This is a genomic window from Faucicola sp. SE7633, assembly GCF_059264685.1.
Window position 1 is genome coordinate 70,560 of sequence record NZ_JCADBW010000007.1, and the last position, 26,531, is coordinate 97,090.

General features: G+C 49.9%; 19 protein-coding genes and 2 rRNA genes. 8 read left to right on the forward strand and 13 right to left on the reverse strand.

Features of this window, described 5'->3' with window-relative positions:
* Positions 1 to 44 precede the first annotated feature (44 nt).
* A complete protein-coding gene (gene uvrA, locus AC5L4R_RS04385) occupies positions 45 to 2,978 on the reverse strand; it encodes an excinuclease ABC subunit UvrA (protein WP_494472850.1) in 2,934 nt (977 codons plus the stop codon).
* 462 nt (positions 2,979 to 3,440) lie between these two features.
* Here uvrA and AC5L4R_RS04390 point away from each other — a divergent pair, with 462 nt between their 5' ends.
* The 4 genes from AC5L4R_RS04390 (at position 3,441) to AC5L4R_RS04405 (ending at position 9,293) form a co-directional block, all read left to right on the forward strand.
* Positions 3,441 to 4,853, forward strand: a complete 1,413-nt coding sequence (locus AC5L4R_RS04390) for an MFS transporter (protein ID WP_494472874.1) — start codon at positions 3,441 to 3,443, stop codon at positions 4,851 to 4,853.
* Positions 4,854 to 4,954: 101 nt separating this feature from the next.
* Entirely contained in the window at positions 4,955 to 5,731 is a 777-nt protein-coding gene (gene ssb, locus AC5L4R_RS04395; protein WP_494472851.1) for a single-stranded DNA-binding protein, read from the forward strand.
* Positions 5,732 to 5,869: 138 nt separating this feature from the next.
* Positions 5,870 to 7,216 (forward strand): aminopeptidase P N-terminal domain-containing protein, encoded by a 1,347-nt coding sequence (locus tag AC5L4R_RS04400; RefSeq protein WP_494472852.1) that lies wholly within the window; start codon positions 5,870 to 5,872, stop codon positions 7,214 to 7,216.
* A gap of 667 nt (positions 7,217 to 7,883) precedes the next feature.
* Positions 7,884 to 9,293, forward strand: a complete 1,410-nt coding sequence (locus tag AC5L4R_RS04405) for a sodium-dependent transporter (RefSeq protein ID WP_494472853.1) — start codon at positions 7,884 to 7,886, stop codon at positions 9,291 to 9,293.
* Between the two features lie 108 nt (positions 9,294 to 9,401).
* Here AC5L4R_RS04405 and AC5L4R_RS04410 read toward each other — a convergent pair whose 3' ends face one another.
* Positions 9,402 to 11,102, reverse strand: coding sequence for an aminotransferase class I/II-fold pyridoxal phosphate-dependent enzyme (locus AC5L4R_RS04410; protein WP_494472854.1), 1,701 nt, complete (start codon positions 11,100 to 11,102; stop codon positions 9,402 to 9,404).
* 273 nt (positions 11,103 to 11,375) lie between these two features.
* Here AC5L4R_RS04410 and AC5L4R_RS04415 point away from each other — a divergent pair, with 273 nt between their 5' ends.
* Positions 11,376 to 11,864: a glutathione peroxidase gene (locus AC5L4R_RS04415; RefSeq protein WP_494472855.1), complete on the forward strand. Its 489-nt coding sequence runs from the start codon at positions 11,376 to 11,378 to the stop codon at positions 11,862 to 11,864.
* 107 nt (positions 11,865 to 11,971) lie between these two features.
* On the opposite strand, the gene serA is transcribed toward AC5L4R_RS04415, so the two are convergent.
* Positions 11,972 to 13,204, reverse strand: a complete 1,233-nt coding sequence (serA, locus tag AC5L4R_RS04420) for a phosphoglycerate dehydrogenase (RefSeq protein WP_494472856.1) — start codon at positions 13,202 to 13,204, stop codon at positions 11,972 to 11,974.
* A 376-nt stretch (positions 13,205 to 13,580) separates the two neighbouring features.
* Here serA and AC5L4R_RS04425 point away from each other — a divergent pair, with 376 nt between their 5' ends.
* Together AC5L4R_RS04425 and AC5L4R_RS04430 are read left to right on the forward strand one after the other, a co-directional pair.
* A complete protein-coding gene (locus tag AC5L4R_RS04425) occupies positions 13,581 to 15,005 on the forward strand; it encodes an FAD-binding oxidoreductase (protein ID WP_494472857.1) in 1,425 nt (474 codons plus the stop codon).
* Positions 14,998 to 16,482, forward strand: coding sequence for an FAD-dependent oxidoreductase (locus AC5L4R_RS04430; RefSeq protein WP_494472858.1), 1,485 nt, complete (start codon positions 14,998 to 15,000; stop codon positions 16,480 to 16,482). Before AC5L4R_RS04425 ends, AC5L4R_RS04430 begins: the two co-directional genes overlap by 8 nt.
* Before the next feature lie 92 nt (positions 16,483 to 16,574).
* Here AC5L4R_RS04430 and AC5L4R_RS04435 read toward each other — a convergent pair whose 3' ends face one another.
* Entirely contained in the window at positions 16,575 to 17,330 is a 756-nt protein-coding gene (locus AC5L4R_RS04435) for an LOG family protein (protein WP_494472859.1), read from the reverse strand.
* A 147-nt stretch (positions 17,331 to 17,477) separates the two neighbouring features.
* Entirely contained in the window at positions 17,478 to 18,248 is a 771-nt protein-coding gene (locus AC5L4R_RS04440; RefSeq protein WP_494472860.1) for a ParA family protein, read from the reverse strand.
* A 199-nt stretch (positions 18,249 to 18,447) separates the two neighbouring features.
* Between AC5L4R_RS04440 and AC5L4R_RS04445 the strand changes: the two genes are divergently transcribed.
* Positions 18,448 to 19,011, forward strand: coding sequence for a DUF2799 domain-containing protein (locus AC5L4R_RS04445; protein WP_494472861.1), 564 nt, complete (start codon positions 18,448 to 18,450; stop codon positions 19,009 to 19,011).
* 88 nt (positions 19,012 to 19,099) lie between these two features.
* Here AC5L4R_RS04445 and rnr read toward each other — a convergent pair whose 3' ends face one another.
* From rnr to AC5L4R_RS04485, 8 genes are all read right to left on the reverse strand, one after another.
* Positions 19,100 to 21,355: a ribonuclease R gene (rnr, locus tag AC5L4R_RS04450; protein ID WP_494472862.1), complete on the reverse strand. Its 2,256-nt coding sequence runs from the start codon at positions 21,353 to 21,355 to the stop codon at positions 19,100 to 19,102.
* 140 nt (positions 21,356 to 21,495) lie between these two features.
* Complete coding sequence (locus tag AC5L4R_RS04455; RefSeq protein ID WP_494472863.1) at positions 21,496 to 21,753, reverse strand: YfhL family 4Fe-4S dicluster ferredoxin; 258 nt, start codon at positions 21,751 to 21,753, stop codon at positions 21,496 to 21,498.
* Positions 21,754 to 21,807: 54 nt separating this feature from the next.
* Entirely contained in the window at positions 21,808 to 22,860 is a 1,053-nt protein-coding gene (locus AC5L4R_RS04460; RefSeq protein ID WP_494472864.1) for an NYN domain-containing protein, read from the reverse strand.
* Positions 22,857 to 24,329, reverse strand: coding sequence for a prephenate-dependent tRNA uridine(34) hydroxylase TrhP (gene trhP, locus AC5L4R_RS04465; protein ID WP_494472865.1), 1,473 nt, complete (start codon positions 24,327 to 24,329; stop codon positions 22,857 to 22,859). Before trhP ends, AC5L4R_RS04460 begins: the two co-directional genes overlap by 4 nt.
* 201 nt (positions 24,330 to 24,530) lie before the next feature.
* A complete protein-coding gene (locus AC5L4R_RS04470) occupies positions 24,531 to 25,394 on the reverse strand; it encodes an SPFH domain-containing protein (RefSeq protein ID WP_494472866.1) in 864 nt (287 codons plus the stop codon).
* A 69-nt stretch (positions 25,395 to 25,463) separates the two neighbouring features.
* Positions 25,464 to 25,961, reverse strand: coding sequence for an NfeD family protein (locus tag AC5L4R_RS04475; protein ID WP_494472867.1), 498 nt, complete (start codon positions 25,959 to 25,961; stop codon positions 25,464 to 25,466).
* A 148-nt stretch (positions 25,962 to 26,109) separates the two neighbouring features.
* A 5S ribosomal RNA gene (gene rrf, locus AC5L4R_RS04480) occupies positions 26,110 to 26,223 on the reverse strand.
* An 81-nt stretch (positions 26,224 to 26,304) separates the two neighbouring features.
* A 23S ribosomal RNA gene (locus AC5L4R_RS04485) occupies positions 26,305 to 26,531 on the reverse strand; the annotation flags it as partial.

A 26,531-nucleotide genomic window follows, 5' to 3' on the forward strand; every position in this document is an offset into this window, starting at 1 on the left:
AGCCCCGATTAGGGCTTTTGAGTGGTTGATCAAATGTTACGCGGTCAGGTCAATAATGGCTTTAAAAACCGACCTGTGTGTGACTTTGGATTATCCGCCACGTCCTCAGGCGTACCTTCAGCGATGATTTCACCGCCACCCGAGCCGCCTTCAGGCCCCAAATCGACAATCCAGTCCGCGGTTTTGATGACATCTAAGTTGTGCTCAATTACCACCACGGTGTTACCACGATCGCGCAGTGTGTGCAAGATATCCAGCAATTTAGCAATGTCATGAAAATGCAGCCCTGTGGTTGGCTCATCAAGCACATACAAGGTCTGCCCCGTGTCGCGTTTAGACAGCTCTTTGGCAAGTTTGACGCGCTGCGCCTCACCGCCCGATAACGTCGGCGCGGATTGTCCCAAGCGAATGTAACCAAGCCCCACTTCTTGTAAGGCTTGCAAGCGTCGATGAATAGCAGGGATGGCTTCAAAAAATTCCGCCGCGTCCTCCACCGTCATCGCCAATACATCGGCAATGTTTTTACCTTTGTAGGTGATTTCTAGCGTTTCGCGGTTGTAACGTTGCCCATGACATGCATCGCACGGCACATACATGTCGGGCAAAAAGTGCATTTCTACTTTAATCAAGCCATCGCCTTGACAAACCTCACAACGTCCGCCTTTGACGTTAAAGCTAAACCGCCCTGACTGATAACCACGCGCCTTGGCTTCGGGTACTTGCGCAAATAGCTCGCGAATCGGTGTAAACACGCCTGTGTAGGTGGCAGGGTTAGAGCGCGGCGTGCGTCCAATCGGGCTTTGGTCAATATCAACGACTTTATCGAGGTATTCAAGCCCTGAAATACTGTCAAACGGCTCAGCCACTTGGGTGGTGGCGTTGTTAAGCTGTGTGGTCGCAAGCGGTAGCAAGGTGCGGTTAATCAAGGTTGATTTGCCCGAGCCTGACACGCCTGTGATACAGGTAAACACGCCCACAGGCAGGTTTAAGGTCACATCTTTTAGGTTATTACCCGTTGCACCGCTCAATGTCACCATCATCGGCTGATCATCATCGGCAGATTTTTTGGCTTTGGCTTTGGGTTGTGCTTTGTCTTGAGGGTTGTCTTGTGCATCGTCTGTATGGCCATTGACCCGTTTGGCGGTGTGGCGCACGCTTGGCACAGCGATTTTCTTTTTGCCTGACAAATATTGCCCTGTCAAAGAATCGGGAATTTTGGCGATTTCCTCAGCCGTACCTTGCGCGATGACATGTCCGCCATGCACGCCTGCGCCCACACCGATGTCAATGATTTGATCGGCAAGGCGGATCGCGTCCTCGTCATGCTCAACAACAATCACGGTATTGCCCAAGTCGCGTAGCCGTGTCAAGGTTTGCAGCAAACGGTCGTTGTCGCGTTGGTGCAAGCCAATCGACGGCTCGTCAAGCACATACATCACGCCCATCAAGCCTGCCCCGATTTGACTGGCTAGGCGAATGCGCTGTGCCTCACCACCCGATAGCGTTTCGGCAGAACGCGCCAAGGTCAGATAATCCAATCCTACGCTGACCAAAAATTCTAAACGTTCGCGAATTTCTTTGATGATTTTGGCGGCAATTTCGCCTTTGGCACCATCAAACTGCAGGGTTTGGTAGTACGCCATCGCTTCACCGATGGATAACTTGACCATCTCAGCAATCGTACGGTCTTTGACCTCAACGTTACGCGCGATTTCATTAAGCCGTGAGCCGTGGCACGCGTCACACGTCGCATCGGCAAGATAATTTGCTAATTCATCACGCACAAGGTTGCTTTGTGTGGTGCGATAACGGCGTTCCATATACGGCAACACGCCCTCAAACGGTACGGTTTTGGTTGAGCGGCGACCGCGTTCATCGACAAAATTAAACGTCATTTTGTCTTTACCCGAACCATTAAGAATGATATCGCGATGTTTTTTCGCCAGTTTGTTCCATGGCATATCCATGTCGATATCATAATGCTTGGCAACCGTGGTCAGTAAGCCAAAGTAATACGCATGGCGTTTGTCCCAACCGCTGACCGCGCCTTGATTAAGCGTTTTATCAGGATTTTGGACTATTTTTTCGGCAGCAAAATACTGGCGTTTGCCCAGCCCATCGCACACAGGACACGCCCCATACGGATTGTTAAAGCTAAACAATTTGGGCTCAAGCTCGGCAACGGCGCGGTCACACACAGGGCAGCTGTGTTTGGCGGACAACACTTGGTCGTCGCGCTCGCCATCCATGTCATGCAAAATCGCAATATCACCGCCCAATCGTAGCGCAGTCTCTAGGCTTTCTGCCACACGGTTGCCTAGGTCTGCACGCACTTTAAAACGATCAACCACCACATCGATGGTATGTTTGAAGGTTTTGGCAAGCGGCGGCACGTCATCGATGTCATAAATTTCACCATCGACACGCAGGCGTACAAAGCCTTGTCCCTTAAGCTGCTCGAGCAACTGAATATGCTCGCCCTTGCGATCATCGACGACGCGCGCCAGCACCATCAAGCGGCTATCTTCGGGCAGCGCCATGACGGTATCGACCATTTCGGTCACCGTTTGCGCGACCATGGGCAAGTGGTGCACAGGGCACATCGGTACACCCACCCGCGCATACAGCAGGCGCAAATAGTCATAAATTTCGGTAATCGTGCCGACGGTTGAACGCGGATTGTGGTTGGTGGATTTTTGTTCGATGGCAATCGCAGGTGACAAACCTTCAATGCTATCGACCTCAGGCTTTTCCATTTGCGACAAAAACTGACGCGCATATGCCGACAAGCTTTCTACATAGCGGCGTTGTCCTTCGGCGTATAAGGTGTCAAACGCCAGTGAGGATTTGCCCGAACCCGACAAGCCTGTGATGACGACCAGTTTGTCGCGTGGAATGTCGATGTCGATGTCTTTGAGGTTGTGGGTGCGCGCGCCACGGATTTTGATCGCGTCATTGGGTTGGTGATTGGCTGCCATAAATCGTTTACTTCAGTTATTTTTAAAAAATTCATGATTAAATTGAGAAAAAACTGGTTGGTTTATGGGGCGGTGTGGCGGTGGTTTCAAGCACAGACGCAGATTTTAGATAGACAATAGATTTTAGACAAATAGCAATCTATTTTCATTTTTTATTAATTTAATTTATGATATTTTTTAAATGTATACAGATAACCACCATCAATTTCTAAAATTTTTATCGTCTTGCTATGACACGCGCCATCGACTCGCCATTATCAGCAAGCGGCATACTTTGACTATTTTTAACTGCCAAAATTTGCGGTTGTATGCTCACGGGCAGTTGAACTGTGCTTAAAAAAGCCTGCTCAAGCAAATAATTTTCTAAACCCAAAAAATCGGCATATAATAGCGTTTTTGACAGATAAAACGGGCGGTAGCGTGGCAAGACAAACGACCAGCCAAATGGCAATACCCCAACCCATGAACAGCGCAGAAAAAAAAGCCATCGTCGGCTTGGGCGGAATTTTTGCCTTGCGGATGCTGGGGCTGTTTATGATTGTGCCTGTATTTGCCGTGTATGGGCTACAGTATCAGCATGCCACGCCGCTGTTGGTTGGCTTGGCAATTGGTGTATACGGGCTTGGGCAGGCGATTTGGCAAATCCCGTTTAGCCTGCTTGCTGATAAATATCCGCGTAAACCCATGATTATTATTGGATTATTGGTGTTTGCCATCGGTGGGGTAATTTGCGCGCTGGCGACGGATATTTACACGGTAATTGTTGGGCGGCTGCTGGCAGGTAGTGGCGCGGTGTCAGCGGTGGTGATGGCATTGCTTGCCGATATCACGCGTGAGGAACACCGCACCAAAGCCATGGCAGCAATGGGGCTAACCATCGCGCTGTCGGTGATGGTGGCGTTTGGGCTAGGGCCTGTGCTGACCCATTGGATTGGGCTAAAAGGTTTGTTTTGGCTGACCGCCTTGGCGGCAATCTTGGCGATGGGTCTGTTGCTGTTGGTACCTAGCCCCACACGTGTGCTGCGTCAGCTGTTGTCCACAGATACGAATGCACCAAACGGTACGCTCGCCAGTTTTCGCACACAGCTGCGCGATGTGTTGGCGATTGGCGACATCAACCGCCTGCATGTGGCGATTTTTGCGCTGCATTTGACGATGACCGCGATGTTTGCGCTATTGCCTGCACAATTTGCCAGTGTGCTGCGTTTGTCGGTTGGTGGGCAAGGTTTGGTGTATTTGCCGCTGCTGCTGCTTGGCTTTGTCATCGCCGTGCCGTTGATTGTGATTGCCGAAAAACGCCGCCAAATGCGCGCGGTATTTTTGGCAAGCCTTGCTGCGTTGGTGGTTGGGCTGGCATTATTGGCAGCGTTTGGGCAAACCAGTGTCGGGCTGATTGGCGGTTTGGCGGTGTATTATATCGGTTTTAACAGCCTTGAGGCGACCATTCCGTCATGGATTTCTAAGCGCGCGCCTGTTGCCAATAAAGCCACCGCGATGGGCGTGAATTCGACGGCACAATTTTTTGGCGCATTCGTCGGTGGTGCGCTCGGTGGCGTGCTTTTAACCCATGCCGCGTGGGTCGGTTGGGTGTGTTTGGGATTACTTGCCGCGATGGCACTGGCGATTATTTACCCAATCGCGCCACCACCGTATTTGACCAGTCTAACGATTGCCCTGCCACCTGACTTGTTGAGCTTAGGCGAAACTGGCGCGCGCCAACTGTGGGCGCAAAACTTGCTAGCCATTAACGGTATTGATGAAATTGTCGTCATGGCAGATGAAGGCATTGCCTATTTAAAACTTGATAAAAACCAACTTGACAACGCGGCGCGACAACAACTGTCGCATCTCATCGGCCAACCGCTAGCTATTTAAATTAAATTGAGGCAAAATAACCGTGAGCAGGCAAGTTTTTTTAAGGCTTGCTAAAAATAAGTTTATCTAAAATTTGAGTAAATTTAAATAAGGAAATCAACATGCGTGGTGTAAATAAAGTCATCATCGTCGGTAATCTAGGCAATGACCCCGATGTTAAACGCTTTGACAACGGCGGCATGATTACCAATATCTCAGTGGCGACCAGCGAAAAATGGAACGACAGACAGACAGGCGAGCCGCGCGAGGCAACCGAATGGCATCGCATCGTATTTAACAACAAGCTGGCAGAAATCGCCGCGCAATATTTGCGTAAAGGCAGCCAAGTATATATCGAAGGCAGCCTACGCACACGCAAGTACCAAGATCAAAACGGACAAGACCGCTATATTACCGAGATCCGCGCTGACCAAATGCAAATGCTTGGCGGCAGACCATCTGGACAAGGCGACAACATGGGCTATGGCAATGACTCGTTTGGCAGCCAAAACCAAGGCTATCAAGCGCAAGGCAGCTATCAAAACCAAAACAGTTACAACAACCAAAATTACCAGAATCAAGGCTACCAAAACCCAAGCCACCAAAACCTAAGCCACCAAAACCCAAGCCACCAAAACCAAGGCTACAACAATCCATCAGGCGGTAACCAGTTTAACAACCCAGCCAACAACCAAAACGCTTCGTACCAAAACCAACAAGGCAATGGTTTTGGTAATCCACAATTTCAACAACAGCCTACCCAAGCGGCACAATCAGGCTTACCGCACAATCCAGCGGATCAGGCAGCCAATGCAAGCGGCAATGCCAACGACGCTAGCAACCATACCAACAATCAAGTACCGCCAAGCAGCGCGGTGGACGATGATATTCCGTTCTAAAATCGGTAAGTTTTTTTGCTGTAAATCACTTACCCACTTGAGCAAACCAACCGTTACGTTGTCTCGGTTGGTTTTTGTATTTTGTGCCCTTATCTTTTAAACAATATGCATAGCAAACTAGAAAATTAAAGGTCATTTATGTCATCTGTGTATCGCCCTACTCTATCGCTCGCGCCTGCTTTGACGCAAGCCGATTTTGCCGCCCGTCGGGCGCGTCTTGCCGCCCAACTGCCCGATCACAGCATTGTGATTTTGGCGACTGCACCCACCCACCTACGCAACAACGACGCAGAATATAAGTACCGCGCCGACAGTAGCTTTTATTACTTGACAGGTTTTGCTGAGCCTGAGGCGTTATTGGTACTAGAAAAAGTCTTATCAGAACAAGGCAACGCCGAATTAATTTACACGCTATTTGTGCGTCCCAAAGACAAGTTGCGTGAGATTTGGGACGGACGACGCGCAGGGGTGGAAGGCGCGGTGGCGGATTTTGGTGCGCAGCAAGCTTACCCGATCAATGAAGCCGATGAACGCTTGCCTGCCATGCTACTGGGCAAACAGCACGTGTATGCGCGGCTAGACAATGATTTGACAAACTGGCTGGCGCATGCCCGCACCTTGCGCCGAGGCGAAGGCGTGGTCGATACGGTGCATAACCTAGACGCGTTATTGGCACAAATGCGCTTAATCAAAGATGACAAAGAAATCGCCTTGATGCAATCAGCGGCTGATATCAGCGCGGCAGCACATTGTCATGCCATGCAAACTGTACGCCCCGATATGTTCGAGTATCAGCTTGAGGCAGAATTGACGTATGTGTTTGGGCAATACGGCTGTGTGCCATCGTACAATAGCATTGTGGCAGGTGGCGACAACGCCAATATTTTGCATTATGTTGAAAATGACCAGCCGCTACACGCAGGCGATTTGGTGATGATTGACGCAGGCGCGGAGTATCAGCATTATGCAGGTGATATCTCGCGCACGTTTCCCGTATCGGGTAAATTTAGTGATGCCCAGCGCGCGGTGTATGATATCGTGTTGCGTGCCAATTTAGCGGCGATTGATAGCCTTGTGGCAGGGGCGCATGCGCGTATTCATCACGAGACCGCGCTGCGTGTTTTGACGCAAGGGCTGGTTGAATTGGGTGTTTTAAGTGGTGATATTGACACATTGATGGCTGATAAAGCGTACATGCCGTTTTATATGCACGGCACGGGGCATTGGCTGGGCATGGATGTGCACGATGTGGGACGCTATACCGATACCGACGGTAAACCACGCACCTTGCAAGCAGGCATGGTAATTACGGTCGAACCAGGGCTGTATTTTGCCCATGACAATCCGCAAGTACCTGAGCGCTATCGCGGCATTGGTATTCGTATTGAGGACGATGTTGTCATTACCGAGGGTGCGCCACGCGTTTTGACGGGTGGTGTGCCTAAGACGATGGCAGAGATTGAGGCGTTGATGCAACAGGCTTAAACGTTTGCTCATTGACTTCCTCCCCTCCCTATCGTTCGGGGATTCCTTCTGCAAGACGGTTAGACCTGCCGCAAACCTAAGACAATGGCAACCGCCCGTACGACACACCGTACATCTTAGATTCTTATTTTAAGCTAATCCTACCGTTAGGATTGTCTTAGACACGAATTAGCTTAAGTGTGTGTTTGGAAACGTCTTACCAGTTAAGTTACTGCGTACTCGCAATTTAGTCTTAACTTAACTGTGGAATGTAGGACATTGAATATAGTGAGATGAGTATAGCAAAACTTATCGCATTTAACAATTGCCTTATATCCACCGCCTGAAGTCGCAGATTTACGGCAACGAATGATAAAAAGGACAACGGTTGGTTGTCCTTTTTTGCTTTAGGTAGCCTTTTTAGCCCAGCACTTTTGCTACATTTGGCTAAAACCACATATTCATTTTTTGCAAAATGTTTGTTTAATAGCCTTATCTATCGCAAAATCCTACATCAATCATCGCCCAGCAAGTTGTCAAACACTATTTGACATTCATCCCATTTTCATGAAAAATTGAGCGTTTGCATTTTTAAGCATTCGGTGACAAATTGGCTGGCGAGCGCGGTTTACATGGCGGCTTTGTCAAATTGGGTAAACTTATTTCAAACAGTGCGTTAAGGAGCGGTATGGCACAACGGCAACCTACAAAGACCACGAGCGAATGGAGTTCGCGTATTGGCTTTTTGATGGCGGCAGTCGGTTCGGCGGTCGGTTTGGGTAGTATTTGGAAGTTCCCGTATATGACGGGCGAAGGTGGCGGCTCAGCGTTTGTCATTTTATTTATTTTGTGTATTACCTTGGTCGGGTTTCCCGTGTTGGTCATCGAATGGCTGATTGGGCGGCGTGGTGGTGGCAATGCGATCAGCAGCTTTCGCAAGGTGGCAGTCGATAGCGGCGCGTCACCTGCTTGGGGGATACTGGGCGCGGTTGGCACATTGGCAGCGTTCATGATTTTGTCGTTTTATAGTGTAATTGGCGGCTGGTCGCTCAATTATGTGGTTAAAACCGCAATGAATACGTTTGGTGGATTGGATGCCAAAGCCACAGGTGATATTTTTGGCGCGATGTTGGCAAGCCCAACTCAGCTAATTGTGTATCACACCATCTTTATGGCACTGTCGGCGCTGATTGTGGCAGGCGGCGTGGCAGGTGGTATCGAACGCGCTGCTAAATGGATGATGCCGCTACTGGCACTGATTATGGTCGGTATTGTCGGCTACAACATGGCAACGGCAGATTTTGCGCGCGGTTTTCATTATTTGTTTGATTTTGATCCTGCTAAAGTCACCGCCAAGGTGATGATTTCAGCGTTGGGGCATGCGTTTTTTTGCTTGTCACTTGGTATGGCAATTATGGTCAGCTATGGCTCATACCTCAACCGTGATGTTGAGCTGTTTAGTACGGCGCGTACGGTGGTGATTTGGGATATCATTTTTTCACTGATGGCAGGTTTGGCGATTTTCCCAATTATCTTTAGCAATGGTTTAGACCCCGATAGTGGCCCTGGCTTGGTGTTTGTGACCTTGCCGATTGCTTTTGGTAAAATGGATTTTGGTTTGGTGATCGGGACGCTATTTTTTGTGCTTTTGACCTTTGCCGCTTTGACTTCGTCAATTTCATTGCTTGAGCCTGTGGTCGCGCTGTTGGAGCAAAAAACCAAGCTTAGCCGTGTGGCGGCCACGTGGACAGTGGCAGTTTTAACATGGGCATTGGGCATTTTAGCGTTGTTGTCGTTTAATGTGCTAAGCGATGTGACGATTTTTACCATTCATGTCAATGGTGAGGCAAAACCGCAGGGTATTTTTGACGCGCTAGATTATACCACCAGTAAGTATATGCTACCACTTGTGGGCTTGGGTACGCTGATTTTTGCAACTTACTTCATCAATCAGCGCGGTATGCAAGAGGAGCTTGGTTTGACGGGCTTTAAATGGACGCTTTGGCAAATCACCACCAAAGTTATTGCACCAATTGGCATTGTGATTGTGTTTTTGGCAGAGCTGGGTGTGTTGAATTTGTTGGGTCTTGACTTATAGATTCTAACCTTATAAAAAAGCTCAGTGACAAAACTGGGCTTTTTTTGGCAATCAAAAAAGACTTTCGCCAAACGCCAAAGTCTTTTTATAAATACACGTGATACGATGTCAGGCAGTACCAAACTCGCGGCGTTTATTGGCAAAAAATATGTCAAGTCTGTCCATTGCCTCGGTCAGCTCCACCACGTTGGGCAAAAATACCACACGGAAATGATCAGGCGCGTGCCAATTAAAGCCTGTGCCCTGCACCATCAACACGCGCTGTTGTACCAATAGGTCCGTCATAAACGCCACGTCATCATCAATCGGATACACCTCACGATCAATGCGCGGAAAGCAGTAAAACGCGCCCTGTGGCATGGTGCATGAAATACCTGGAATGGCGTTTAGCCGCTCAATGGCAAGCGCGCGCTGCTTATAAAGTCGTCCTGTTGGCGCGGTCAAAGCTTGCATACTTTGATAGCCGCCCATCGCGGTTTGGATGGCGTATTGGGCAGGTACGTTGGCACACAGGCGCATGGATGCCAGCATTTGTAAACCTTCGATAAAGTCATGCGCGTGGTGTTTTTTGCCCGACACCATCAGCCAGCCTGAACGAAAGCCTGCGATACGATGCGATTTTGACAAGCCATTGTAGCTAAGCACCAAACAATTTTTTGCCAATGTACACAGCGGAATATGCACCGCATCATCATATAGCACACGGTCATAAATCTCATCTGCCATCAAAACCAAGTTATATTTTTCTGCCAAGGCAACGATTTTTTCTAAATTATCGCGTGAATACAACGCGCCTGTCGGGTTGTTGGGATTGATCACCACAATGCCCTTGGTGTTGGGCGTGATTTTGCGTTCAATATCGGCGATATCAGGTTGCCAGTTGTCCTCTTCATTGCACAAATAATGCACCGCGCGCCCGCCTGCCAAATTGGTCGCCGCTGTCCACAGCGGATAGTCAGGCATAGGAATCAGCACCTCATCGCCATCGTTGAGCATGGCTTGCATGGTCATGACAATCAGCTCCGACACACCATTGCCGATATACACATCCGACACATCAACGGCTTCATGTAGCCCTTTGGCTTGGTAATATTGCAAGATCGCCTTGCGCGCGGCAAAAATCCCTTGCGAATCAGAATAGCCAATCGCATTGGGCAAATTGATGGCAACATCTGACAGAATTTCTTGCGGTGCTTCAAAGCCAAACGGCGCAGGGTTGCCGATGTTTAGGCGAATGATGCGGTGGCCTTGCGCCTCTAGCTGGTTGGCAGTTTGCAGTAAAGGGCCGCGGATGTCATAGCAAACGTGTTGGAGTTTGTCGGATTTTTTCAAAGGTTGCATGGTCATAGCTTCATAATGATAGCGCGTGTTTAGCGCGTTGGTTGGGGCAAAATGGCTGCGGGTCAAATCCGCGTGGTGGCTGTCGGGGTTGGGTAAGTCATTAAAATGTGTTGGTACAGCACGGGTGGATGGCATGGCGGCTACCGTTGGCGGCTGTGTCTTAGGTTGTGTTTTAGGCTCTGTCTTGGCCACAGGCGGCTGCACGCCCGAGAGCAAATAGCTTTCACTACAATCCAATAGCCGCGCAAGCACAGGCAGTTTGCTTGACACAATGCCATTGATGCCGCGCTCCCAATTACTGATGGCGGCACGGCTGACTTTTGCGCCTGCTGCGGTCATGTGGTTGGCAAGCTGTTGGGTTGTCCAGCCTTTGGCTTTGCGTAACGCTGCCAAACGCTGCCCTTGGGTCACAGGCTGAGAGGCGGACGGGTTTGGCGGTGGTTGGGTGTTGGTATGGATGTTGGGCATGACGGCTGCCTTTTGGTTGAACCAATACTTACAATGAAACTTGCGTTAGCGATTAATGTAATCGCATTGCCAACATTTAGCAAGTATTTCTTGCAACAATTTTATCAAGGCGGTTTGTCAGGCGGCAGCGCTTACGTCAAACACGTTACTTTGATACCACATGGCTTGCATCCTATAAAGACCGATTGCCCAACCGCCAGCATTGTGCTTAAATACAATCAACCAGCACACTTTTAATTACTCAACGTTAATCACCCAACAGGGGCTAACACCATGAACGACTTTTACCAACTCAGCGCCGAACGCCTCAACGGGCAACCCTTTGATTTTGCCGAACTCAAAGGCAAGGTGGTGCTGATTGTCAATACCGCCAGTAAATGCGGCTTTACACCGCAATACGCAGGGCTTGAAGACTTGTACCAACGCTATCGTGAGCAGGGCTTGGTGGTGTTAGGCTTTCCGTGTAATCAATTTGGTGGGCAAGAACCCGGCGATGCTGACCAAATCAGCGAGTTTTGCCAAGTCAATTATGGCGTTAGCTTCCCGATGATGGCAAAAGTCGCGGTGAATGGCGCAAACACCCACCCTGTGTTTGATTTTCTCAAACACGCGGCGCACGGCAAAGGGTTGCTTGGCGATGCCATCAAATGGAACTTTACCAAGTTTTTGGTGGATACTCACGGTCAGGTGGTCAAACGCTACGCGCCCACCGTCGCGCCTGCGGATATTGCGAGCGATATTGAAGCCCTGCTCAATCCATAGCTACCCACCAGCCAAGCCAAATAACAAACCCATAAATTTTGCCAAAAAAAACAGGCGTTTATCCACCAAACGCCTGTTGTTTAATGATTTTATTTTGAAAAATAGGCTTAGAACAGCACGCGCACGCGGATGGTTTCAGGCACAGCGCGCAAACGCTCCAGCGCGGCTTTTGAGTCGTTGTTGTCCACATCCATGACCAAATACCCGACATCCTCTTGCGTCATTAGGCTTTGTGCCAACACGTTGATGCCTGCGTCAGCAAACGAGCGGTTGATTTGTGACAACACACCTGGCACGTTTTTGTGGATATGTAGCAAGCGGTGTGAGCCGTCTTTGACAGGAATACTGACATTTGGGAAATTCACTGCCGAGGTTGTATCGCCTGCATCAGAATAGCGCACGAATTTTTCTGCCACTTCTAGCCCAATGTTGGCTTGTGCCTCTTGGGTCGAGCCGCCAATGTGTGGGGTCAAAATCACATTGTCAAACGCACGCAATGGCGATTCAAACTCTTCATCCGCGGATTTGGGCTCTTTGGGAAACACGTCAATCGCCGCGCCAATGACTTTTTCACTGCGTAACGCGTCTGCCAAGGCATCGATATCAATACATTTACCGCGGGCGGCGTTGATGATGTGGGTGCGCGGTTTCATTTTGGCAAATTCAGCGGCGGTAATCATGTTGCGCGTTTCGGGCAAATCAGGCACGTGCAAGCTGATGACATCGGCTTCGGCGAGCAATTCATCAAGATTTGCCACTTGGCGCGCGTTGCCCAATGGCAGTTTGGTTAGCACATCGTGATAAATTACCTTCATGCCAAGGCCTTCGGCAAGTACCGACAGCTGCGAGCCAATCGAGCCATAGCCGATGATGCCCAGCGTTTTGCCGCGCACTTCGTACGAATCTTTGGCAGACTTGTTCCAGCCGCCACGGTGTACCACGGCATTTTTTTCGGGGATACCGCGCATAAGCATGATGATTTCGGCAATCACCAATTCTGCCACCGAGCGCGTGTTAGAATATGGCGCATTAAACACAGGAATGCCCAACGTGCGCGCGGCGTCCAAATCCACTTGGTTAGTGCCGATACAAAAACAGCCAATCGCAATCAGTTTTTCGGCATGTTGCAAAATGTCCGCAGTCAGCTGCGTGCGCGAGCGAATACCGATAAAATGCGCGTCTTTGATTTTTTCCGCCAGTTCATCGGGGTCAAGCGCGGTTTTGAGGTATTCAATATTGGTGTAGCCTGCGTTTTTGAGCACCTGCAGGGCGTTGTCGTGCACGCCCTCAAGCAGCAAAAAGCGGATTTTGTCTTTGTCTAACGAAACACAATGTGGCATACGCTGTCCTTTTTATTAAACTCAATGGGTTAAACGAGCTGGTCACCGTCAAAATTGGGTATCAATAAGTTGATTGCACGCCTTATCCTAGCACACTTGCCACCCGTTGGCAGATATTTGCTAAAAATTTTTTCTTGGTCATTGATAAGGATATTTTATGCAACGGTGTTTGGCTTTTATATCTGCTGAATTTTATTTAGAAAAATTGCATTTTATATCCTAAATTCTGCATAAAACTTCATAATAAGTGGGCAAATAGCCACCGCTTTTAACACGATAAAACAGCTTATTGTGGCAAAAATATGCTATGATTTAGCCAAATTTTGTCAAGCGATTGTTGTCTTTATCTATAAAAAATCTTATTTGGGTGTTTAATATGACCGAACAAAATATCAGCCCAGCCGTCGATGCGTTGTGCTCACGTTTGCTCAACCATCCGACACACGCCTTTGATACGGCGCAAATCAAAACCGATGTAGAGAGCCTGCAATATTGGGGGCGTGACTGGAGTCGGCAGTTTGAGCCCAACCCGTCTGTCGTGGTGCTGCCCAAAACCACCGAGCAGGTGCAAGCCGTGGTGCAAGCGTGTAATGCCTTGAACATGGTCATCACGCCAAGCGGTGGGCGTACGGGGCTGTCAGCAGGCGCGGTGGCGGCCAATGGTGAGGTGGTGGTAAGCCTTGATAAAATGAATCAAGTGCTCAACTTCTACCCAGCTGACCGTTTGGTCGAGGTGCAAGCAGGCATGGTCACCAAAGCCCTACAAGACTATGCTGAGTCGCAAGGGCTGTATTACCCTGTGGACTTTGCCTCAAGTGGCTCAAGCCAAATCGGTGGCAATATCGGCACGAATGCTGGTGGTATCAAGGTGATTCGCTATGGCATGACGCGCAACTGGGTGGCAGGTCTGACGGTGGTGACAGGCAACGGTGATATTTTGCGCCTCAATAACGGCATGGTCAAAAACGCCACAGGGTATGATTTACGCCAGTTGTTCATCGGCGCAGAAGGCACGCTGGGGCTGATTACGGAGGCGCAAATTCGGCTGGATCGTCCGCCGCGGGATTTGACGGTGATGGTGCTGGGTGTGGATGAATTTGCCCACATCATGCAGATTTTGGCAACGTTTCAGCGCGCGCTGGATTTGACAGCGTTTGAATTTTTTGACGATGTTGCGGTGCAAAAACTGCTTGCCACAGGACATGTGCAGCGTCCGTTTGACAGTGACACGCGCTTTTATGCCTTGCTTGAGTTTGAAGCACCGTACGAGCCCATCATGGATACCGCCATGCAGCTGTTTGAGACATGTATGGCAAACGGCTGGGTGGTCGATGGGGTGATGAGCCAGTCCATTGCCCAGGCACAAGAGCTGTGGAAGCTGCGTGAGTATATTTCTGAGACGATTTCAGTGTTTACGCCGTACAAAAACGATATTTCGGTACTTATCAGCCATGTACCTGCGTTTATCGCTGATATTGAGGCGATTGTCAAAGCCAATTACCCTGATTTTGAAATTTGTTGGTTTGGGCATATTGGCGACGGTAACTTGCACCTAAATATTTTAAAACCCGACAATTTGAGTAAAGAAGCGTTTTTTGCCAAATGCCAAACGGTGAATGACAAAGTCTTTAGTACGGTACAAAAATACGGCGGTTCAATCTCTGCCGAGCACGGTGTGGGCATGACCAAAAAACCGTATTTGCACTACACGCGCACGCCAACCGAGATCGAATATTTGCGCGCGATAAAACAGGTGTTTGATAACAACAACATCATGAACCGAGGAAAAATTTTTGACTAACCCCCAAAGCCCCCAACTTGACCGACCGCTACGCGTTGCCGTGATTGGCGGCGGTGTGGCAGGCTCAACGATCGCCTTGCGTCTTGCCACCGCAGGCGTGGAGACGTTTTTGTTGGAGCAAAATGCCAGTCTTATCAACTCACCGCCGATGTGTCACTTGCACGCAGGCGGTAATTTGTACCGCGAAATTCCGCTCGAGGATTGCAAAACCTTGCTGCGCCAGTGCATTGACATCGCGCGGTTATATCCCGATAGCATTGACGTGCGCCCAACCGTCATCACAGTGCCTAAACGCGACCGCGGCAACGCCAGCGATTTGTTACCACGGCTGGTTGCCTTGACCGAGTATTACACCGAACTGGTGGCACAAGATGCGCGCAACGCGGTCTTGGGCGCGCCTGCAAATTACTATCGGCTCTACAACCACGATGATTTGGCCCAACTTGCCCACCAAACGCCGCCTGCAACCGCTGATGACGCGCGCGTGACCGATGACTGGCTGGCCGCGTTTGTCCACGTCGTCGATTGGCAAAAATTGCAGCTGCCTGTGGTGGCGGTGCAAGAATACGGCTGGAATATTTTTCGCTTAGCCGCTTCTGCCGAATTGCAGCTTGCCAAACTGCCCAACGCGCACGTATGGACGCACACCAAAGTGCACGGCTTACAGGCGCAGCACGCCACTGACGGCGCGGCTACAGGCTGGAGCATCGATTACCAAACCACAGGACAAGACCACGCCCAACTGACGGTAGATTTTGTCGTCAATGCGTGTGGTTTTCGCACAGGCACGCTTGATGACATGGCAGGCATTCACGCCAAGCGGATGGTCGAGTTTAAAGCGTCTTATATCAGCCATTGGCAACCCCACATGGCATTGCCTGAGATTATTTTTCATGGTGAACGCGGTACACCGCAAGGCATGGCACAGTTCACGCCCTACACGCACGGCTATGTGCAGCTACACGGCATGACACCAAATATCACTTTGTTTGAAAATGGGCTAACCCACTCCACAGCAGACAGCGCGCAGCCACCTGTCGCGGCAGAGCATGTGCGCTACATTGAGCAAGGCTGGGACAAAGCGGTCTTAAAAACGCGCACAGAATCGGCAATCGCCTACCTCAGTGAATTTATACCAAAGTTTGCCCGCGCTGAGCCTATCGATAATGCGCTATACGGTGCGCAGCAAGTACCGAGTGATGACATCAGCCAACGCGTTGCCGATTGCCAAATTTTTGCCGACAAACGCTATGCCATTGCCGAGAATATCAAGGCAAATTCCGCGCTTGATGTGGCGGATTTAATCGTTGATGCCCTAATTGCGCAAGATTTGTTGGATGCCCAGCACCGCACGCATCCCGAATGGCAACGACTCAATGCGGCTGACGTTGAGGCACGCGCCATTGAGCTTGCCAAACAGCGGCATTACCCTGTTGATATGGCCAAGGTCAATCACGCATTGGTACTGCCTGAGTGATGTTAAAACGTTAGGGTCTTGCCTACTGGATGTATCAGGTGTAAAAAGCCCATCGCTAAATCACGATGGGCTTTTTATGATTGGTTCAACCATTAAATTTTATGCACGTCTAAGCTATCATCCATTTTGACAATCGGTGGCAAGGCTGCGATGGCATCATCAACCGTGTTGCACATAATCAACCGCGTCAAATCCGCAGGCTGCATAAAGCCCTGCTCAACCGTAAAATGCAAATGCTCCATCAAACGGTCATAAAACCCGTTGATGTTTAAAATCAACATCGGCTTGTCATGCTGATACAGTTGCCGCCATGTGGCGATTTCCATGATTTCCTCAAGCGTGCCTAAGCCCCCTGGTAAGGTAATAAACGCGCTGGCGTATTCTGCCATAATCGCCTTGCGCGTGTGCATGGTATCAGTGAGATGCAGGCGCGTCAGCCCCGCGTGTGCCACCTCACGCCCAAGCATAAACTCAGGAATCACACCGACCGCCACACCACCATGGTCAATGACCCCATCGGCAACCGCACCCATGCAGCCGATCACCGCGCCGCCATACACCAAGCCGTAGCCATGTGCGACCAACGCCTCGCCCAATGCGCGCGCACTGTCGGCATAAATCGGCGCGTGCCCAACGCGCGAACCGCAATACACTGCCACCAACGGCACGGGCAATGGCGCAGCTTCTTGCTGCGCGCGAATCTGTGCTAAGTAGTCATAGGTGATGATGTCGCGCGTGTTGGTGTCGTTGGCGGTGTTGATGGCACTGACAGGGTCTAAAACGTTGTTGGTTGGGGCTGGTTGGTTGGTCATGGGTTGATGAGCAAGGGTTACAGCAGGTGCAGTCATAAGTTTTCCTAATTGTTATTGGCTTGCCATTATGCCAAGCCAATAAGACAATTTGATGAACAAAACGCCTTAGCCTTCAGCAGCCTTCAGCCGTTAAATGGCTGGTGGCATCAACGCTTGCGACCTTGGGCGCGTGTGGCTGGCGGATTATTCGTACCACGTGTTGGCGGTTTTATGCTTGCCGTCTTTGGATGGTGGTTTTGGGTCAGCGACTTTGGTTTTGGCAGATTTTGCTGAGGTGTCTGCCAAATTATCAAGTACATCCAGCAGTGGTTGCCATTGCGCTTGCAATTCGCGATACGGTTTTTGTTGTTGGTCAAAAATGCTCAAACCGCGCTCTGCCAACGCAGGATAAATGCTGCGCTCAGCAAGCCACGCGATTGGCTGAATATCAAACTCGGCATACAAGTCATGCAAACGTGGGCTTGGCTCACCGTGTTCAAACAACGACGCGCGCACACGATTGGCAACGGCATGGATATTGACCTTGCCTTTGCGAATGCGCTTGATATCTTGCAAGTTTTTGATGAATTTTTGACTGCTGGCCAAGTCAAACACCGCAGGCAATACGGGCAAAAAAATCGCCTGACATTCGGCTATCAGCTGATCAGCCTTGTCGCCTGCCAACGCACCAGGCGCGTCAATCACCAGATAATCTGCTTTGCTGGCGGCTTTAGACAGCTCGCCAATGTCATCCGCGTCACGCCAGTCCACGCTCACAACTGGCGCAGCCTCAGCAGAGCGCAGCTTGAGCCAAAACAGACTGGATTTTTGTACATCCGCATCGGCAAGTGCCACGCGCTTGCCTTGATTTGCCAATGCCGCCGCCAACGTCACCGCGATGGTGGATTTACCACAGCCGCCTTTTTGGTTGGCAACCAAAATCGTTTGCATACTCCCCCCGAAGTTGTCTAGCATTTAACAGGCCTGACCACGCGCCACCAAACGCGCCTGTATTGCCCAAACCGAAGCTTGGCAAACCACCATCAAAATCCTTTCATTTGTCAAACCCTTACGGCTTAGCCTAACAAAAATTTAACCATTGTCAAATGCTTTTGTCGGTGTGATTTGCTAAAGTAAAGCGCATACACAGCAGTTTTTTGGGGCAAATTTAGCCATGCAACACAAATCTGTGCCAAAGCTAACCAAACAAACGTACCAAACGGGCTGGCTGCTGCTGGCGCTGGTCGCGGTGACAGGCTGCGCCAGCCAACGCCAACTGACTGCCCAACAATGTGCCACCACCGATTGGCAAGCCGTCGGCTACCAAGACGGCGCAAACGGGCTGGATGAAGCCGCCATCACACGCCACCAACAAGCCTGCACAGCAAGCGGCGTGTTGCCGAATGTCGCGGCGTGGCAGCAGGGACGACAAGCAGGAATAAAGCAGTATTGCACACCGCTGCGCGCGTACCAACTTGGGCGCGAGGGTATCGCTTATCGTAACATCTGCCCACCTGAGCAGACACTCGACTTGCTCAAGGCGCACGATGCAGGCTATCTCAACTACCAGCGCGCGCGCCTGCTTGAGCAAATTTGGTACGACAACGATTCATTTTGGCACGACTGGGGCTGGGGGCGGTTTGGCGGTTTTGGCCATATCGCAGGACGCTATGCGCCGCCACGGTCAAATCCAATGCCGCCGCCTGTCGAGGGTGTCAGCACCGCGCCCAACCCTTGAGCACTTACCACAAGCACCGTGTTGCAACATAAAGCCCAAGCGAATTTGATTTGGGCTTTGTGTTGATAACCACAGATGCGGCTTAGGCTTAATCGTCATCGTTGCGTGATTTGTGGCGTTTTTTGCCTTTACCGCGTTGGTTGAAGGCAGATTTTTGTAGTTGGGCAACCAAGTCAAAATCAATTTGTTGGGTATCCATATTGACACCTGCCACCTTGATACGCAGCTTGTCGCCAAGCCCAAATACAATGCCTGATTTTTCGCCCAGTAGCTGCTGAGTTTTTTCATCATAAATGAAAAAGTCTGCGCCCAAGTGTGAAATATGAATCAAGCCTTCAATAAATAAGTCCGTCAAGGTGACAAACAAGCCAAAATTGGTCACTGCGCTGACCACACCGTCAAATTCCTCACCGATGTGTGCTTGCATATAATGCGCTTTGAGCCACTGCTCAACAAAGCGGCTGGCTTCTTCGGCACGGCGTTCGGTCATCGAGGTTTGCTCGCCTGCTTCATCCAGTGTGTAGTCGGTGACGGGCATTTTTTTGCCCAAAACCTTGGCTTTGATGGCGCGGTGTAGCATCAAATCAGGATAGCGGCGAATTGGTGAGGTGAAGTGACTGTAGCGGTCATAGGCCAAGCCAAAATGTCCGATATTGGTCGGGGCGTAGTTCGCCTGCTGCATGGATCGGAGTAGCACACTGTGGATGCTGACCGCGTCGGGGCGGTCGCGCGTTGCCTCGATGATACGCTGGTAGTCGGCTTGGGTGGGATTTTCTTGCGGAAAACTTAGCCCAAACAGTTTGACAAAATCACTCACACGCGCCGCGCGCTCGGCTTCGGGGGTGTCGTGGTTGCGGTACAGTACGGGCAGCTCTTGGCTTAGGGCAAAATCCGCCGCACAAACGTTGGCAAGCAGCATCATCTCCTCAATCAAGCGATGCGAATCGCCACGCGTGCGCGGCACAATCGCGCTGATATCGCCTGTTTCATCAAATTTGATGTAGGTTTCGGTGGTTTCAAATTCCATCGCATGACGTTCTTGGCGTTTGACCAACATGACGTGATACAAATCATACAACACGTTGATGGATTTTTTGACCGCTGCATTGCCTGTGATGCTCTCAGGCACGGCAATGTCTGCTGACTCGCCTTTGCTATGGGCAAAATAGGCATTGACTTGGTTGTACGTCAGCCTTGCCTGTGAGTGCATGACGGCAGGGTAAAAGCGGTAGCCTGTGACCTTGCCTGCGCGCGATAGGTTGATATCGGCAACCATACACAGCCTATCTACGTCGGGATTGAGCGAACACAGATCGTTGGACAGACGTTCAGGCAGCATGGGCACAACAAAATGCGGAAAATACACCGACGTACCGCGCTGGTACGCGTCTTGGTCAAGCGCAGAGTTTGGCGTGACATAATGGCTCACATCAGCAATTGCCACCACCAAGCGATACCCACCACCGCGACGCTTTTCGGCATACACCGCGTCATCAAAGTCGCGCGAATCCTCACCATCAATCGTCACCAACGGCAAATGGCGGATATCCTCACGCCCTGCTATATCCTGCGCATTGGGTTCATGAAAACTTGCCACCTGCGCCAACGTTTCGCGGCTAAATTCATACGGTATATCGTAATTAAGCAACGTGGTTTTGATAATCAGCTCGCGCTCATTGTCATCAACCAAGCGTTCAACGATTTTGCCCGTGGCGTACTCGTGCTGCGTTGGGTAGTCGATGATTGCCACGCGCACGGGGTCGCCAAGCTGTGCTTGCATCGCCTCAACGTTGTCATCGGTGATGGTAATCGGCTGATGGCCATTTGGGCTAATCAGCTCAACCAAATAACCCTCGTCATCGTGCGCAAGCTTACCGATGTACGCCATCTGCGCACGCTCAATAACCTCCAACACACGCCCCAGCATACGCCCACGGTTGTCGGTTTGGGTGGCAATCGCGCGCACGGTGTCGCCATGAAATACCCAGCGCATTTCCAATTCATTTAAAAATAAATCGGGCATATCTTCAAGCAGAACAAAGCCAAAGCCTTTGGCATGGGCAGCAACCGCACCCACCACGCTATCACGCTCACTCAACGGGCGATAAATAAACGGGTTGCCGCCATCGGCATCGCGGCTAAGCTGGCCATCGCGCACCATGGCTTTCAGCCGATTGCCCAGCGCCTCATACTGCACATCGTCTAGGTCAAAATGGTTTGCCAGTTCGTGTTGTGTCGCCTCGCCTTTATCGGCCAAGGTTTGCAAAATCAGCACACGGCTGGGAATCGGGTTGTCGTAATTTGCCGCCTCAAGCGCGGCATTTGGGTCTTGCCAATCGTTCATTGTTGAATCTTACTAATTATTATGGGTAAAAAAATAGGTAGCAAATCGGTGAAAAATAACGCGTATCATGCGGCATTGCTTTACGGTAACACAGTTTGCCACCAAACGCTAGCTGCTATCGGTATGGGAGCGATAAGCAATTATTTTTGCCAGATGGTTTTGTACTTTTGTAACAACTCGTCAGGCGTTTCGCGCCGCTCAGGGTCGGGGATAATGCAATCAATCGGACATACTTTGTCACAGGTGGGCGCGTCATAAAAGCCGACGCATTCGGTGCATAGGTCGGGGTTGATAACGTAGGTTTTTTGCCCCTTGTTGTCGTATGAAATGGCTTCATTCGGGCATTCAGGTTCGCAGATGTCGCAGTTAATACAATCGGCGGTGATTTTGAGTGCCATTGCGTCAGCCTTGTTTGGGTTAAAAATTTGCGTTACTAAATACACACCGCCCGATTAGCCTTGTTTGGATTTGGCGTGGCGTTTGTCTTTGACCCAATAATGGGTATCTTGTTGGCGTAATTCAAATAGGTCAATCACCGCTAGCAGTTTTGACAAGCTGGCATAGCCGTAGTTTTTGCTTGAAATATTGGCTTGGCTAAGTTTTACGCCCACCTGCTGCACTTTTGCCCAGCCGTGAATATCTTGGCATTCACCAATCGCTTGGCGTATCGCGTTGATTAACGCGGTATCGCATTTTAACTGATTGGCTGTTGTTGCCACGGCTGCCGCTGTGTCGTGCGGTAACATATTAGGCGATTGGGCTGCTGCAACTTTTACCCAATATCGGCCTTGCTGGGTTTTAAGCGCAAATACCGCCAATTCTTTGAGTAAATAGGTTAGCGTTTGGTAGCCAAAATCTTGGCTGCTTATGTTAGACCGACGCTTAAGCACCTCGCCAACATTGGCAACCGTCGCCCAGCCGTCGCTGTCTCGACAACTTGCTAACGCTTGTGTGATGGCGTTGAGTAATTTTTTGTTGTCTCGTAACTGCTCACCCGACAGTTTTGGTACGCTAAGTCCAGCGTTTTCGGCGACCGTCAGCGGCTGATTGGCGTTTTGTTTGAGCGGATAAAATCTATCACAGGCTTTAACCAATGCCGACGCGGTTGCATGGCTGCCAAAGCCAAGCACGGTTTTGTCTGCACGCTTAAGTCGCAGCACCAACGGCGTAAAATCACAATCCGATGACACAATGGCAAACACCGCAATTTGCTGGGTATAGAGTAAATCCATCGCATCGACAGTCAAAGCCATATCGGTTGCGTTTTTGCCCTTGCAATAGTCAAATTGTTGCATTGGCTGCAAGGCATGGCGCAATATCACATCCTGCCAACCTTGCAAATGCGGCTTTTGCCAGTTGCCATACGCACGCCGAACCACAAGCGTACCCTGCACTGCCAAAATCCTTATCACCTCATCGATCTGTTGAGCGGCGACATTATCGGCATCGATCAACAAGACAATTTGGTCAATTTGGACGCTTACGGCAGTTTGATGAGATATCATGTAAAAATCGGCTCATCCACTTGCTTCATAATCAGCGCAAACTGTAGGCTTGCCGCGTCGATATCCTTAAACGGATTGGCAATTTGACATACCCAACCTGAACCCAATGCCGCATCAATCGGCGCGCCTTTTTTGTCCCACATCGCATCGAGCGTGTAGCTTACATTACCCACTGGGGTCATAATTTCAATGACATCGCCAACAGATAATTTGTTTTTGATTGTCAAGGTCAAACGCTCAGGCGTCACCTCGGCTACCTCAGCGACAAACTGCTGATGGTCAGTTTTGGATGAGCCGTACTGATAGTTTTGGTAATCTGAATGCACGTGGCGGCGCAAAAAGCCTTCGGTGTAGCCACGATTGGCTAGCCCATCCAACGCGCCAATCAAATTGACATCAAACGGCTTACCTGCCACCGCGTCGTCAATCGCTTGACGATACACCTGCGCCGTACGCGCAACATAATAATGTGACTTGGTACGTCCTTCGATTTTGAGCGAATGCACCCCCATTTGGGTCAGCTCTGGCACCAACTCAACCGCGCGCAAGTCCTTAGAGTTCATAATATACGTGCCGTGTTCATCCTCAAACATCGCCATCAGCTCACCTGGGCGACCTTGTTCCTCAATCAACACAACCTCATCGGACGGCGCTTGCACATAATCATCGGGCATGACGACATCACCGTTTAGATTGACGTTACCAATCGCCCCTGCTTGCGCGGTTTGCGTGGGCACGAACACTTCGGGCGATTTTGGCACGATATCGCCAACTTCATTTTCGGTGGCTTGATAGGTATTGTACGACCAGCGGCACGCATTGGTGCATGTGCCTTGGTTGGCATCACGTTTATTAATATAACCCGATAACAAACAGCGTCCCGAATATGCCATGCACAGCGCACCATGGACAAATACTTCAATCTCCATATCAGGCACTTCAGCGATGATTTGCTCAATCTCACGCAATGACAACTCACGCGATAAAATCACCCGACTCACGCCCATTTGTTGCCAAAATTTGACTGTTGCCCAGTTCACCGCATTTGCCTGTACCGACAAATGAATGACTTGTTCAGGAAACGCCTCACGCACCATCATAATCATTCCCGCGTCGGACATGATCAGCGCGTCGGGGCGCATTTCAACCACAGGGCGGATATCCTCGATAAAGGTTTTAAGCTTGGCGTTATGGGCTTGGATATTAACCACCACATAAAACTTCTTGCCCAATGCATGCGCATAAGCAATGCCTTTGGCTAAATTTTCTTCATCAAAATCATTGTTACGCACGCGCAGGCTATAACGCGCTTGCCCTGCATACACTGCATCTGCGCCATACGCAAACGCGTATTGCATATTTTTAAACGTCCCTGCTGGACACAGCAGCTCAGGCTTGCGTATTGGCAAATGCGTTTGAGCAGTGCTATCTTGCGTGATTTGGGCTTGCGCGGTGGCTGATTGAGTCATGACGGGCATATCCTGTTCAATGGTTGAACAAATTAAAGCCCTGTATTATAACAAAATTTTTGAGGGGTTAAAATAAACTTGAGTAATTTGGTTGGATTTATCGGCTTACATCTTGGCAAACTTAATCAGCTATTGCCGACAATGTTCAATAAATCGCAAAATATTCAAATGCATAGCGCTATTTACAGCGCGGACGCAATCTTACGGCTTGGGCATTTTATCGCCAACTTCGCCCATCATACCTTTGACAGTATTCAAAATATCAGCCGGCAAAACCACAGTTTTGGCATTGGATGATTTTGCCATATCGGTCATGGCTTTGATGTATTGCTCACCCAACAAATACAACAGTGGTATTTGTTGCTCACCGACCGCCTCGGCAATCAAGCGAATGGATTGCTCACTACCGCGTGCCAACACAACTTGCGCCTGTGCGTCGCGTTTTGAGGCCTCAAGCCGCCCATCGGCCTCTAAAATCGCCGCTTGCTTTTGCCCATCGGCTTTGGTCACAGTGGCGCGACGCTGACGCTCGGCCGCGGCTTGCTCCTCCATGGCCATTTGCATGGTTGGTGATGGGCTAATATCTTGAATTTCAACGGTTTTTAGCGTAATGCCCCAATCGGCGATATCATCAGAAATCGACTGCTTGAGCGTTGCTTTGATTTGGTCGCGTGATGACAACGCGCTGTCAAAATCCATATCACCGATGATAGAGCGTAACGACGTTTGTACCAAATTGCGAATCCCTTGCTCATAATCCTCGATACCATACACAGCGCGTTCGGGATGCACAATATTGATATACGCCACCGCATTGGCGATGATCACCACGTTATCACGCGTGATAACCTCCTGCGCAGGAATATCCAGCACAATATCTTTGGTGGTCACCTTGTAGGCGACGCTATCAACAAATGGAATGATAAAATTTAGCCCCGGCTCAAGCGTTTGGTGATACTTACCCAAACGCTGAATAATCCATTTGTAGCCCTGTGGTACAATTTTAACACTTTTAAACAGCGTCAAAAGTACCAACACCACCAGCACCACGGTTAAGTAAAACATGTGCCACGCTCCTTGTTTGCCATCTTAGGCTAATCGCTTATAATTATCGGCTTGGTGCAAAATTAAACATTATTGCGTCAAATGCTGCTGTGTCAGGCTTGGTGGCTGCATCGCACGCACAAGCAGCTCATTGCCCACCACATCAACCACAACGACGCGCTCACCGATTTGTAATGGCAAATCGTATTGGCTGCGGCATTGCCATTCATCCGCACCAAAAATCGGCACACTAAAGCGCACCTTGCCATTTTGTGCCGCAGTTGGCGCATAAATCACCATCCCCGTTTGCCCAACAATACTGCCTGCTCCTAAGCCTGCTGTCGTACGGTTGCGCATTTTTGGGCGAATATACGCCACACTTAGCCACGTCAATACCGCAGACAATGCTAACCACAGCAAAACTGCAAACAACACATTTAAACCCACAAGCCCGACCAAAAGCCCAACCATAACCGCTGCCAAACCTGACGTTAAGCACACCCACGCACCAACAAACAACTCTAAAATCATTAAGATAAAGCCGAGTACCAGCCAATGCCACGCTTGGGTGAATAATTCAGTCGTCATTCTATGCGTCAAAATCCTATTAATATTATACTAACAATTTTTTATGGCTAAAATAAGAATAATTTATTACTATCTTAGCAGAAAATTACCACAAAACAAGCGTCCAATAAAAAACCCCCACTTAGCTAAGTGGGGGTTTAGGATAAAACGCTGACGATGACCTACTCTCGCATGGTCGAACCACACTACCATCGGCGCATTGTCGTTTCACTTCTGAGTTCGGGAAGGGATCAGGTGGTTCCAACAAGCTATGGTCGTCAGCAAAGCTTTGTGCCTTGCGGCTTATAGAGAAATGAATCACTGAATCAGCGTTGGTGAACATATACAACCCATTAGGCGTTGTATAGTCAAGTCAAACGAGCAATTAGTATTGGTTAGCTCCATGCATCACTGCACTTCCACACCCAACCTATCAACGTCCTGGTCTAGAACGGCTCTTTGGGGAAATCTTATCTTGAGGTGGGCTTCCCGCTTAGATGCTTTCAGCGGTTATCCCATCCGAACATAGCTACTCGGCTGTGCCACTGGCGTGACAACCGAACCACCAGAGGTTCGTCCACTCTGGTCCTC